We start from the raw sequence: 11264 nt of genomic DNA on the forward strand, positions 1-11264 counted from the left end.
GACTAATCACAACCGCAGGCGCATATCAAATCTTGATAGGAAAGGTCTGCCAATGTTCATTCAAACGGAATCCACCCCGAACCCTGCAACGCTGAAGTTTCTGCCCGGGCAGACTGTGTTGGAAATGGGCACCGCCGATTTCCCGACTGCGGATGGCGCGGCAGCCTCCCCTCTGGCGACCCGCATCTTTGCAGTGAATGGCGTTGCGGGCGTGTTCTTCGGCAATGACTTTGTGACCGTGACCAAAGCGGACGGCATTGAGTGGGATCACATCAAACCGTCGATCCTTGGCGCGATCATGGAGCATTATCAGTCTGGCCAGCCTGTGATGGCAGGTGAGGCAACAGCCCCCTCCGGTCACGCAGAGCACACCGGCGAAGATGGCGAGATTGTTGGCCAGATCAAAGAGCTTCTGGACACCCGCGTGCGTCCGGCAGTGGCACAGGATGGCGGCGACATCACGTTCCACGGCTTTGACCGCGGTGTGGTGTATCTGCACATGCAGGGCGCTTGCGCTGGCTGCCCCTCCTCTACGCTGACCCTGAAAATGGGCATCGAGAACCTGCTGCGTCACTACATTCCTGAAGTGACCGAAGTGCGTCCGGTCGCGGTGTAATTTCTCCCCATGACGGCCCCACTGGTCCTGAGTTTTGACACATCGGCCGCGCATGTCGCGGCCGCTTTGCTGTCTGGTGAGCACATCATCGGCTTCAAGGTCGAAGAGATGAAGCGCGGGCAGGCGGAGCGCCTGATGCCGATGCTGGAAGAGGTTTTGAAAGAGGCCCGAAAAAGCTGGCAAAATCTGGATGCGATTGGCGTGGGGGTTGGCCCCGGCAATTTTACCGGTATCCGCATATCCGTCTCCGCCGCGCGGGGCCTCGCGCTGGGGCTGGGTATTCCGGCGGTGGGCGTGAACAGCTTTGACGCGATTGAAGCCGGGTTAGACCGCGTGGCTATACCTGTTGTGCCCGGACCTCGCGGCCAAGGATACCTCGCTCCCAAAGGAAAAACTCCCTATCTGGCGACGCAGGACGAGCTCCTCGATATCATGGAAGATGCCCCGCTCGCAAATCCAGTACCCGTTAGTCTTGTCGTGCAAATCGCGCGTTTGACAGCAAAACGCTATCAAAGCAGCCCCCCTGCCCCGGCACCGCTCTACATCAAGCCTGCTGACGCGGCGCCGCCCAAGGACCCTGCTCCGGTCATTCTGGATCAGTGATCCGCCATGACGCCTGAGACCATGGCCGCGATCCACAGCGCCGCTTTCACGGACAGCCGCGCCTGGGATGCCAAAGAAATAAGCGGGCTGCTTCAGTCACGACTGGTGTTTTTTGTCTCGGTTGACGCTGGGTTCGCTTTGGGTCGTGCGGTGGCAGACGAATGCGAACTCCTGACAGTGGCTGTGCATCCTGACGCGCGGCGGCGTGGTTTCGGCTTGTTATTATTGGAAAAATACGAGGCGGAAGCCAGCGCACGCGGGGCGGCCACAAGCTTTCTGGAAGTGGCGGAGGACAAAGCGGCTGCGCTTGCGCTCTATGAGCGCTGCGGCTACGAAATATATGGCACGCGGCCCGGCTACTACACACGCACAGACGGGCAGCAAATCGCTGCATGCCTCCTAAAAAAGGCGCTAAACTGATCGGGGGCCTGATTCGAATGTCACCTTTTTGGCCAAATGGTCAAAATAAAGTTGACCGCTTCGGTATCAATCGCCTTAGTTACATGATGGTCCGGCGGGACATGAACAATAGACGGGACGGCACTCGCAACGAAACGACCGCCCCGCTCAACACTGGGAGACTTAAATGAGCCTGATGCACAAATTTCTTGGCGCTGCGGCAGCTGCGGCCCTTTCTGCGGGTGCAGCCCTGGCAGAACCGGCGCTGATCTTTGACCTCGGCGGCAAGTTCGACAAATCCTTCAACGAAGCGGCCTTTGGCGGCGCAACCCGCTGGGCAGAAGAAACCGGCGGCAGCTTCCGCGAGATCGAACTGCAGTCTGAAGCACAGCGTGAGCAGGCTCTGCGCCGCTTTGCAGAAGCCGGTGCCAACCCAATCGTTATGGCTGGCTTTGCTTTCGGCAACGTGCTGGGCGAAGTGGCGGGCGACTATCCTGACACCAAATTTGCCATCATCGACATGGTGGTTGACGCGCCAAACGTGCGCTCCGTTGTGTTCAACGAGCACGAAGGCTCCTACCTCGTCGGCATGATGGCGGCGCAGGCGTCCAAATCCGGCACCGTGGGCTTCATCGGTGGCATGGACATCCCGCTGATCCGTAAATTCGCCTGTGGCTACGTTCAGGGCGTGAAAGCGGTGAACCCGGACGCAACCGTGATCCAGAACATGACCGGCACAACACCTGCCGCATGGAATGACCCGGTCAAAGGTTCAGAGCTGACCAAAGCGCAGATCAGCCAGGGTGCGGACGTTGTTTATGCAGCGGCAGGCGGCACCGGTGTTGGCGTTCTGCAGACCGCAGCGGATGAGGGCATCCTCTCCATCGGTGTGGACAGCAACCAGAACCACCTGCACCCAGGCAAAGTCCTGACCTCCATGATGAAGCGCGTGGACAACGCGGTTTACGAAGCCATGAAGGCGGGTGATGCGCTGGAAACCGGCTTCAACGTGATGGGCGTGTCCAACGGCGGCGTTGGCTATGCGATGGACGAATACAACGCTGAGCTGGTTTCTGCGGACATGGCTGCCGCAGTTGATGCAGCAAGCGGTAAAATTGCTTCCGGTGAGCTGGCTGTGCACGATTACATGAGTGACAACAGCTGCCCAGTGGAATAACAGGCGCCCGGGATCCATCCCGGAGCTCTTTAAGGGGGCCGTGCCATGGCGGTGCGGCCCCTAAAACGTAAAAGGGGGACAAGTTCATGCCAGACTACGTGACCGCTTTCTTCGCCACCTGGGCAGAGGCAGACGCTAACACACGCAGCGCCACACTAGCCGACGTCATGGCTGAAAACTTCTCCTATTGCGATCCCAATGCCCCAGAGACGATTTCTGATCTGGACGCGCTGAGCAGCTATATCGGCATGTTCACGCAATATGCCCCCGGCGCGACTGCGCAGGTGGTCAGAACCAGCGAGACCAAAGGCCACCACAGGGTGACCGTTGCCTTTCGCATGGCCGACGGCAAAGAGCAGCTTGGCCAATATTTCGTGGAACTTGACGCCGACGGGCGCGCAACGCGCATGGTCGGCTTCGCAGGACTGGGAGAGCCTGAATGACGGCGCCTGCCATTGAACTAAAAGGCATATCCAAAGCCTTTGGCCCTGTTCAGGCCAACAAGGATATCTCGATCTCGGTGCAGCCTGGCACCATTCACGGCATCATCGGCGAAAACGGCGCGGGGAAATCCACGCTGATGTCGATCCTGTACGGCTTTTACAAAGCGGATGCCGGGGAGATCTTTATCAAGGGACAAAAGACCCCGATCCCGGACAGCCAAGCCGCCATCAGCGCAGGCATCGGGATGGTGTTCCAGCACTTCAAGCTGGTGGAGAACTTCACGGTTCTGGAAAACATCATTCTGGGGGCCGAAGACGGCGCGATGCTCAATACCTCTTTGGGCAATGCGCGCCGCGAGCTGAAGCATCTGGCGGATGAATACGGCCTGAACGTGGACCCGGATGCGGTGATTGAAAACCTCTCTGTGGGCCATCAGCAGCGCGTGGAAATCCTCAAGGCGCTGTATCGCAAGGCGGAAATCCTGATTCTGGATGAGCCGACCGGCGTGCTGACCCCAGCCGAAGCGGATCAGCTGTTCCGCATTCTGGACCGGCTGCGCGAAGAGGGCAAAACCATCATCCTGATCACACACAAACTGCGTGAGATCATGGAATACACCGACACGGTTTCGGTGATGCGGCGTGGTCAGATGACCGCCACGGTAAAGACCAAGGAGACCTCACCTGAAGAGCTCGCCGAGCTGATGGTGGGTCGCAAAGTGCTTCTGCGCGTTGACAAAAAACCGGCGGAGCCGGGTGTCACCATTCTGGATGTGCAAGGCTTGCGCGTTGTGGATGACGCGGGCGTTGAGCGTGTCAAAGGCATCGACCTCAATGTGCGCGCTGGTGAGATTGTCGGGATTGCAGGGGTTGCCGGGAACGGCCAATCCGAGCTTCTGGAAGTGCTCGGCGGTTATGCTGACGGCACCGGCACCATTCTGGTCAATGGGGAGCCGATCCCGCTGAGCGGCCATGGCGCTGACGGACAGGCGCGCCGCGCGACCGGGGTGAGTCACGTGCCGGAAGACCGGCAGCGTGAAGGTCTGATCATGGAGTTTTCCGCCTGGGAAAACACCGTGTTTGGCTACCATCTGGAACCGGAAATCCAGAACGGCGTTCTGATGGACAACAAAGCCATCTATGAGGATGCCGAAGCCAAGATGGAGCGCTTTGACGTGCGCCCGCCCGATCCAAAACTGGCGGCCAAGAACTTCTCTGGCGGCAATCAGCAGAAAATCGTGCTGGCGCGTGAGATCGAGCGCAATCCGGACCTGCTGCTGATTGGCCAGCCGACCCGCGGCGTGGACATCGGCGCAATCGAGTTCATCCACCAGCAGATCGTGAACCTGCGCGATCAGGGCAAGGCGATCCTGCTGGTGTCTGTGGAACTTGATGAGATCATGTCCCTCTCTGACCGGATTGCGGTCATGTTTGACGGCCACATCATGGGCGAGCGCGATCCGGCGCAGACCAATGAAAAAGAGCTGGGCCTTTTGATGGCCGGGATCACCGACACCTCCGCAGTTGCAGGCAACGGCGGCAATGACACCACTGAACAGGAGGTCCACGCCGATGGATAAGATGCCTAAATGGGCTGACATCGTCCTGATCCCCCTTATCTCGCTGCTATTGGCGGCTTTTTTCTCCGCATTGGTGATATTGGCCATTGGCGAAAACCCGATTGAAGCGTTGAAACTGATGATTGACGGGGCGCTGATGCGCTCGGCGGGCTGGGGCTATACGCTCTATTACGCCACCAACTTCATCTTCACCGGCCTTGCGGTCTCGGTCGCGTTCCATGCGCGCCTTTTCAACATCGGTGGCGAAGGTCAGGCGATGCTGGGCGGCCTCGGTGTGGCGCTGGTGTGCCTCTATATCCCCTGGCCCCATTGGTCTTTGTCGATCCTGGGTGCCTCTGTGGGTGCGGCGCTGTTTGGCGCGCTTTGGGCGCTGATCCCGGCCTATCTGCAGGCCAAACGCGGCAGTCACATCGTGATCACCACCATCATGTTCAACTTCATCGCTGCGGCGCTGTTGAACTATGTGCTGGTGGAAATGCTGCGGCCTGTGGGCGCGATGGACCCGGCCTCAGCCAAGTTCCCGGATGCAACCCATCTGCCGTCTTTTCAGGATATGTTCTCCACCGCAGAGACACCCATGTTCCGTGGCGCTCCTGCAAACGTGACCTTCTTCCTCGCGCTGATTGCCTGTTTTGTGGTCTGGGCGCTGATCTGGCGCACGCGGCTTGGCTATGAAATCCGTGCCTTTGGCCAATCGGAAACGGCCGCCAAATACGCCGGCATCAGCCCTGTGCGCATCACCGTGATCGCCATGCTGATCTCCGGTGCGCTGGCCGGGATGATGTCTGTGAACACCACAATGGGGGAAAGCGAACGTCTGATCCTCAACAGCACTGAAGGCGCGGGCTTTATCGGCATCGCGGTGGCGCTGATGGGGCGCAACCATCCGTTTGGCGTGTTCCTCGCAGCCATCCTGTTTGGCTTCCTCTATCAGGGCGGCGCGGAACTGGCGCTCTGGACCAGCATCCCACGTGAATTGATCGTGGTGATCCAAGCTCTGGTGATCCTGTTCACCGGTGCGCTGGACAATATGGTGCGTCACCCGCTTGAGAAACTCTTTATCGCGCTGCGCCGGAGGAACGCCTGATGGACTTTCTGACACTGCTTCAGGTGCTGGACACATCTGTGCGTCTGGCAACACCTCTGCTACTGGCCTGTCTCGCAGGTCTCTATTCCGAACGCTCCGGCGTGGTCGACATTGGCCTTGAGGGCAAAATGCTGGCAGCGGCGTTCTTTGCTGCTGCATTCGCCTATTACTCCGGCAATGCCTGGGTGGGCCTGCTGGCCGGGATTGGCGCGTCGATCATTCTCGCGGTGATCCACGGGCTGGCATCCGTCACCTTCCGCGGCAACCAGCTGATCTCCGGTGTGGCGATCAACTTTCTTGCGGCTGGCATGACCGTTCTGGCGGCGCAAAGCTGGTTCCGCCAAGGGGGCCGCACGCCGCCGCTGGAAGGCGCTGCGCGGTTCAACCCGATTGAGCTGCCGTTCGCCATTGGTCCGACCGACGCGGAAGCCGCAGGCCGTCCGCTGAGCCAGTTGATCGCAGAAGCAAGCCCGCTGCAGCAGTTCTACTCCGAACTGATCTCCGGCCACTCGATCCTCGTTTATCTGGCGCTGCTGACGGTGCCTTTCACCTGGTGGCTGTTGTTTCGCACCCGCTTTGGCCTGCGCCTGCGCGCGGTTGGGGAAAATCCGGCAGCTGTGGATACGGCTGGCGTTTCGGTGGTCTGGCTGCGCTATGCGGCTGTGCTGATCTGCGGTGTGCTGTGCGGTGTGGCCGGGGCCTATCTCTCCTCCGCGCTGCAGGCGGGCTTTGTGAAAGATATGACCGCCGGTCGTGGCTTTATCGCGCTCGCGGCGCTGATCTTTGCCAAATGGCGTCCGGTCTATGCGCTTTGGGCCTGTCTGCTCTTTGGTCTGTTCCAGGCATTGGAGCTGCGTCCGGACATCATCGAGAGTGTTTCCGGCATCAAGGTTCAGGTGCAACTCCTGGGTGCGTTGCCCTATATCCTGACCGTGGTGATCCTCGCAGGCTTTGTCGGCAAGGCGATCCCGCCACGTGCCAGCGGCGAGCCTTACGTCAAAGAGCGCTAAATCCGCAACCGGACGATAAGTCCAGTTTTCGGTCAATGATCTGTCCTGCCAGCGTTTTATCGACGCTGGCAGGTTGCTTTTGAGAGCCCTGTAGCGCTATCAAAAATTATGCAGATTTACCTCCCCATCGCCGAAGTTTCCGTCAACGCATTCCTGCTGCTTGGACTGGGCGGCATGGTGGGCATTCTTTCGGGGATGTTCGGGGTTGGTGGCGGATTTCTGATGACGCCGCTTTTGTTTTTCATCGGCATCCCGCCGGCCGTCGCGGTTGCGACGGAAGCGAACCAGATCGTGGCTTCCTCGTTCAGTGGTGTGCTGGCACATCTGAAGCGAAAAACCGTCGACCTCAAAATGGGCACGGTGCTGCTGTCTGGCGGCCTCATAGGGGCCGCGCTTGGGGTGGTGGTGTTCAACTATCTGAAGTCGCAGGGTCAGGTCGATTTGCTGGTGCGGCTTTGCTATGTGGTCTTTTTGGGCGTGATCGGCTCTCTGATGTTCATCGAGAGCCTCAATGCGATCCGCAAATCGCGCAAGAACGCTGGACCACCCAAACGCAAGAAACACAATTGGGTGCATGGTCTGCCGCTGAAGATGCGCTTTCGTGTGTCCGGTCTCTACATCTCTGTGATCCCGCCGATGATGGTGGGCGTGCTGGTGGGCATCCTGTCAGCCATCATGGGCGTTGGCGGCGGGTTCATCATGGTGCCCGCGATGATCTATCTGCTGGGGATGCCAACCAAAGTGGTTGTGGGCACTTCGCTGTTTCAGATCATCTTCGTCACCGGCTTCACCACGCTTTTGCACGCCACCACCAACTTCACCGTAGACATCGCGCTGGCGGTTCTGTTGCTGGTGGGCGGTGTGATCGGCGCGCAGATTGGCACGCGGCTTGGCACCTACCTGAAGGCCGAACAGCTGCGCATCTTGCTGGCACTTCTGGTGATGATGGTCTGTGCCAAACTGGCGCTCGACCTGCTGCTTCAACCCAGCGAGCTCTTTTCGCTTGGCGCGGTGGAGGGGCACTGATGCTGCGGATACTCTCTTTCTGCTTGGCCCTTGCCGCCAGCGCACTGAGCGCTGAGGAAGTGGTGCTTGGCCTGAGCCAGGATCAGGTGGCGATCACCACAAACTTTGACGGCTCTGAGATCCTGCTGTTTGGTGCGGTGAAACGCGAGGCCCCCATTCCGGAAGAGCCGCTAGACGTGGTGATTGCCGTGTCCGGCCCCTCCAGCCCGCTCACCGTGCGGCGCAAGGAGCGCAAGTTTGGCATCTGGGTGAACACCGATGCGGTGGAGATTGACGCCGCCCCGAGCTTTTATGCGGTGGCCACCTCTGCGCCGTTTACGGAAGCGATTTCCAACGTCGAAGACCAGCGCCACAAAGTGTCGATCCCTCGTGCGATCCGCTCTGTGGGCGCGCCTATGGAGGTGGAGGACGCCCAAAGCTTCAGCGAAGCGGTGATCCGAATCCGCACCGATGAAGGCCTGTATCAGCTGCGCGAAAACACCGTGGAAATCGAGCAGCAGACCCTGTTTCGCACCTCAATCCAGATGCCTGCCAACCTGACGGAAGGCGACTATCCCACGCGCATTTTCCTGACGCGGGATGGCAAGGTGGTGTCTCAGTTTGAGACGGTGATCAACGTGAACAAGGTGGGACTTGAGCGCTGGCTCTATGATTTGTCGCGCAATCAACCCTTGATTTACGGGATCATGTCATTGGCTATTGCGATTGCCGCAGGATGGCTGGCCTCTGCCGCGTTCCAGGTGTTGCGGCGCAACTGAGCCAGGCCAACGCGCTTGCGTCGCTGCGTCAGGGCGACTACCTGATAACAAACTTAAAAAGGGGCACAGGATATGTCGCAGACACCGGAAACGCTTGCAGGAATGATGCTGGAGGCCGCGCGGAAAGCCGGTGCGGAAGCGGCGGATGCGATGGTGGTCTCTGGAACGTCGGTGTCCATCGAAGTGCGCGAAGGCAAGCTTGAGCAGGCCGAGCGCTCTGAGGGGGTGGACCTCGGGCTGCGTGTGCTGATCGGGCAGCGTCAGGCCAATGTGTCCATTTCCGACACGCGCCCGGAAAGCATTGCGACCATGGCAGAGCGGGCGGTGGCCATGGCCAAAGAAGCGCCCGAGGATCCTTATGTGGGACTGGCCGCGGCGGACCAGCTTGTACGCGACCCTGATATTGCTGCACTTGAGCTGAGTGACCCGACAGCCGAGCCCGCGCCTGATGCGCTGCAGGCGGATGCTTTGGCAGCCGAAGCCGCGGCCATGGCGGTCGACGGCGTGACGCAGGTGCAATCCTCCACTGGCGGATATAGCCACACAACCGTGCATTTGGCGGCGAGCAACGGGTTTTCCGGCGGATATGACCGCAGCAGCCGCGCCGTTTACACCACTGCGATTGCCGGAACCGGCGAGGCCATGGAGCGCGACTACGACGGAGATTCGCGCATTTTTCAAAGCGATCTGCGCTCCGCTTCCGAGATCGGCACCGAAGCCGGACAGCGCGCCATCGCCCGCCTGAACGCGCGCAAGCCAGAAACCGGGGCTTTCCCGGTGCTGTTTGATGAGCGCATTTCCTCGTCGTTGGTCGGGCATCTGCTGGCGGCAGCAAACGGGGCCATGGTGGCGCGTGGCTCAAGCTGGCTGCGCGAAAAGCAAGGCCAGCAGGTTCTGCCCGAAGCGCTTTCCCTGATTGAAGATCCGCTGCGCCCGCGTGTCTCCGGCTCGCGCCCGTTTGATGCGGAAGGGCTGCCCACCGCGAAACGCGCGATTGTCGACAAAGGCGTGCTGACCGGTTGGACGCTTGATTTGGCCAATGCGCGCAAGCTGGGCATGGCCTCAACCGGCAATGCCGCGCGCGGCGTTTCAAGCCCACCCTCCCCGAGCAGCTGGAATGTGGCGCTGACCCAAGGCGCGCAGTCGCGTGAGGCGCTGGTCAAAGACATGGGGCGCGGCCTGCTGGTGACATCGCTGATTGGCTCCACCATCAACCCGACAACCGGGGATTATTCACGCGGGGCGGCCGGGTTCTGGATTGAGAACGGCGAGATCGCCTATGCGGTAAATGAATGCACCATCGCCGGGAACCTGCATGACATGCTGCGCCATATCGTGCCAGCCAATGATGCGCGCGGCTACCTGTCGCGCGAGGTGCCCTCATTGCTGGTGGAAGGGATGACCCTTGCCGGCGCCTGACCTTCAGCTCCTGATCGATGCGGCGCTGGAGGCAGGTGAGATTGCCAAGCGCTATGACGGGCAAAACGCAAAGACCTGGCATAAGCCGGAGGGCGCTGGCCCCGTGACCGAGGCGGATCTGGCGGTGAATGACATGCTGGAGCGGGAGCTGCGCGGGGCGCGGCCCGACTATGGCTGGCTGAGCGAAGAGTCACTTGATGAAGGCAACCGGGTGCAGGACGCGCAGGTTTTTATCATCGACCCGATTGATGGCACCCGCAGCTTTATTGAAGGGTCCAACACCTGGGCCCATTCGCTTGCGATTGCGGAACATGGCGAAGTGACCGCAGCGGTGGTCTATCTGCCGCGGCGGGACCGGCTTTATGTCGCGGAAAAGGGCCAAGGCGCGACGCTGAACGGCGAGCCGATCCAAACAACCACCATGGAAGCGCTCGCCGGAGCCAAGGTGCTAGCAGCTAGGCCCGCAATGGAGGCCGCGCTGTGGAAAGACACGCCTCCAGATTTCAATCGCGGCTATCGCCCCTCGCTGGCCTATCGCATGGCGCTGGTGGCACAGGGCCGGTTTGACGCCATGCTGACCCTGCGCCCGACGTGGGAATGGGACATTGCCGCTGGCGATCTGATCTTGCGCGAAGCCGGTGCAGCGACCTCTGACCGGCACGGAAATCCTTTGGTGTTCAACAATCCCGATCCCCGGCTTGCGGGCGTTGTGGCGGGCAATGCCACCCTGCAGTCCAAGATTTGTGCGGCTCTGGCGCCACCCCATGCGCCGCAATAGGCAAAACCGCAAAAACCTTTGGGAAACGGGAAAAATTCCGCCTATTTCTCTATAATCTGCCCTCTTGAGACCGCGACGTAAGCGGCTTAGGTTGCGCGCAAATCCGCACCACAAAGGAGTGGCCCATGGCACAACGACTGCACCTCGTCTTTGGCGGCGAGTTGATCGACCCCACAAAAACCGCATTCAAAGACGCGGACAACATTCACGTTGTGGGCATCTTTCCGAACTATGAAAGCGCCTATGACGCGTGGAAAGCCGAAGCACAGCGCACCGTAGACAACGCACATATGCGGTATTTCATCGCCCATTTGCACCGCCTGCGTGACGAAGGCGCAGAAGCCTCCTCCACGGAAGAACTCGGATAA

13 protein-coding genes are annotated in these 11264 nt (G+C 60.0%); all 13 read left to right on the forward strand.

Going from position 1 to position 11264, the window contains the following annotated elements:
* Positions 1 to 52 precede the first annotated feature (52 nt).
* The 13 genes from J7399_RS06065 (at position 53) to J7399_RS06125 (ending at position 11264) form a co-directional block, all read left to right on the forward strand.
* A complete protein-coding gene (locus J7399_RS06065) occupies positions 53 to 616 on the forward strand; it encodes a NifU family protein (RefSeq protein WP_209064673.1) in 564 nt (187 codons plus the stop codon).
* 9 nt (positions 617 to 625) lie between these two features.
* Positions 626 to 1219, forward strand: coding sequence for a tRNA (adenosine(37)-N6)-threonylcarbamoyltransferase complex dimerization subunit type 1 TsaB (gene tsaB, locus J7399_RS06070; protein ID WP_209084643.1), 594 nt, complete (start codon positions 626 to 628; stop codon positions 1217 to 1219).
* A gap of 6 nt (positions 1220 to 1225) precedes the next feature.
* Positions 1226 to 1639, forward strand: a complete 414-nt coding sequence (locus J7399_RS06075) for a GNAT family N-acetyltransferase (protein WP_247742734.1) — start codon at positions 1226 to 1228, stop codon at positions 1637 to 1639.
* A 166-nt stretch (positions 1640 to 1805) separates the two neighbouring features.
* Complete coding sequence (locus J7399_RS06080) at positions 1806 to 2795, forward strand: BMP family ABC transporter substrate-binding protein (protein ID WP_209084644.1); 990 nt, start codon at positions 1806 to 1808, stop codon at positions 2793 to 2795.
* An 86-nt stretch (positions 2796 to 2881) separates the two neighbouring features.
* A complete protein-coding gene (locus J7399_RS06085) occupies positions 2882 to 3238 on the forward strand; it encodes a molecular chaperone GroEL (protein WP_209078413.1) in 357 nt (118 codons plus the stop codon).
* Positions 3235 to 4818 carry an ABC transporter ATP-binding protein gene (locus J7399_RS06090; protein ID WP_209084645.1) on the forward strand — a complete coding sequence of 528 codons (1584 nt, stop codon included), beginning with the start codon at positions 3235 to 3237 and terminating at the stop codon, positions 4816 to 4818. The genes J7399_RS06085 and J7399_RS06090 overlap by 4 nt, the downstream gene beginning before the upstream one ends.
* On the forward strand, positions 4811 to 5905 hold the full coding sequence (locus J7399_RS06095; protein ID WP_209078411.1) for an ABC transporter permease: 1095 nt from the start codon (positions 4811 to 4813) through the stop codon (positions 5903 to 5905). Before J7399_RS06090 ends, J7399_RS06095 begins: the two co-directional genes overlap by 8 nt.
* The gene (locus J7399_RS06100; RefSeq protein WP_209084646.1) at positions 5905 to 6915 is read left to right on the forward strand and encodes an ABC transporter permease; all 1011 of its coding nucleotides are present in this window, start codon (positions 5905 to 5907) and stop codon (positions 6913 to 6915) included. Before J7399_RS06095 ends, J7399_RS06100 begins: the two co-directional genes overlap by 1 nt.
* Before the next feature lie 108 nt (positions 6916 to 7023).
* Positions 7024 to 7941, forward strand: a complete 918-nt coding sequence (locus J7399_RS06105) for a sulfite exporter TauE/SafE family protein (protein WP_209084647.1) — start codon at positions 7024 to 7026, stop codon at positions 7939 to 7941.
* Positions 7941 to 8699 carry a TIGR02186 family protein gene (locus J7399_RS06110; protein WP_209084648.1) on the forward strand — a complete coding sequence of 253 codons (759 nt, stop codon included), beginning with the start codon at positions 7941 to 7943 and terminating at the stop codon, positions 8697 to 8699. Before J7399_RS06105 ends, J7399_RS06110 begins: the two co-directional genes overlap by 1 nt.
* Before the next feature lie 72 nt (positions 8700 to 8771).
* Complete coding sequence (locus J7399_RS06115; protein ID WP_209084649.1) at positions 8772 to 10118, forward strand: TldD/PmbA family protein; 1347 nt, start codon at positions 8772 to 8774, stop codon at positions 10116 to 10118.
* Positions 10105 to 10896 (forward strand): 3'(2'),5'-bisphosphate nucleotidase CysQ, encoded by a 792-nt coding sequence (locus J7399_RS06120; RefSeq protein ID WP_209084650.1) that lies wholly within the window; start codon positions 10105 to 10107, stop codon positions 10894 to 10896. Before J7399_RS06115 ends, J7399_RS06120 begins: the two co-directional genes overlap by 14 nt.
* Before the next feature lie 125 nt (positions 10897 to 11021).
* A complete protein-coding gene (locus J7399_RS06125) occupies positions 11022 to 11264 on the forward strand; it encodes a DUF4170 domain-containing protein (RefSeq protein WP_209084651.1) in 243 nt (80 codons plus the stop codon).

This window comes from Shimia sp. R9_1 (assembly GCF_017743775.1).
Taxonomy (GTDB): domain Bacteria; phylum Pseudomonadota; class Alphaproteobacteria; order Rhodobacterales; family Rhodobacteraceae; genus Shimia.

Excerpts from the sequence above, each read along its gene's own strand:
- J7399_RS06065 (WP_209064673.1), top strand. The coding sequence starts at position 53 with ATGTTCATTCAAACGGAATCCACCCCGAACCCTGCAACGCTGAAGTTT.
- tsaB (WP_209084643.1), top strand. The coding sequence starts at position 626 with ATGACGGCCCCACTGGTCCTGAGTTTTGACACATCGGCCGCGCATGTC.
- J7399_RS06075 (WP_247742734.1), top strand. The coding sequence starts at position 1,226 with ATGACGCCTGAGACCATGGCCGCGATCCACAGCGCCGCTTTCACGGAC.
- J7399_RS06080 (WP_209084644.1), top strand. The coding sequence starts at position 1,806 with ATGAGCCTGATGCACAAATTTCTTGGCGCTGCGGCAGCTGCGGCCCTT.
- J7399_RS06085 (WP_209078413.1), top strand. The coding sequence starts at position 2,882 with ATGCCAGACTACGTGACCGCTTTCTTCGCCACCTGGGCAGAGGCAGAC.
- J7399_RS06090 (WP_209084645.1), top strand. The coding sequence starts at position 3,235 with ATGACGGCGCCTGCCATTGAACTAAAAGGCATATCCAAAGCCTTTGGC.
- J7399_RS06095 (WP_209078411.1), top strand. The coding sequence starts at position 4,811 with ATGGATAAGATGCCTAAATGGGCTGACATCGTCCTGATCCCCCTTATC.
- J7399_RS06100 (WP_209084646.1), top strand. The coding sequence starts at position 5,905 with ATGGACTTTCTGACACTGCTTCAGGTGCTGGACACATCTGTGCGTCTG.
- J7399_RS06105 (WP_209084647.1), top strand. The coding sequence starts at position 7,024 with ATGCAGATTTACCTCCCCATCGCCGAAGTTTCCGTCAACGCATTCCTG.
- J7399_RS06110 (WP_209084648.1), top strand. The coding sequence starts at position 7,941 with ATGCTGCGGATACTCTCTTTCTGCTTGGCCCTTGCCGCCAGCGCACTG.
- J7399_RS06115 (WP_209084649.1), top strand. The coding sequence starts at position 8,772 with ATGTCGCAGACACCGGAAACGCTTGCAGGAATGATGCTGGAGGCCGCG.
- J7399_RS06125 (WP_209084651.1), top strand. The coding sequence starts at position 11,022 with ATGGCACAACGACTGCACCTCGTCTTTGGCGGCGAGTTGATCGACCCC.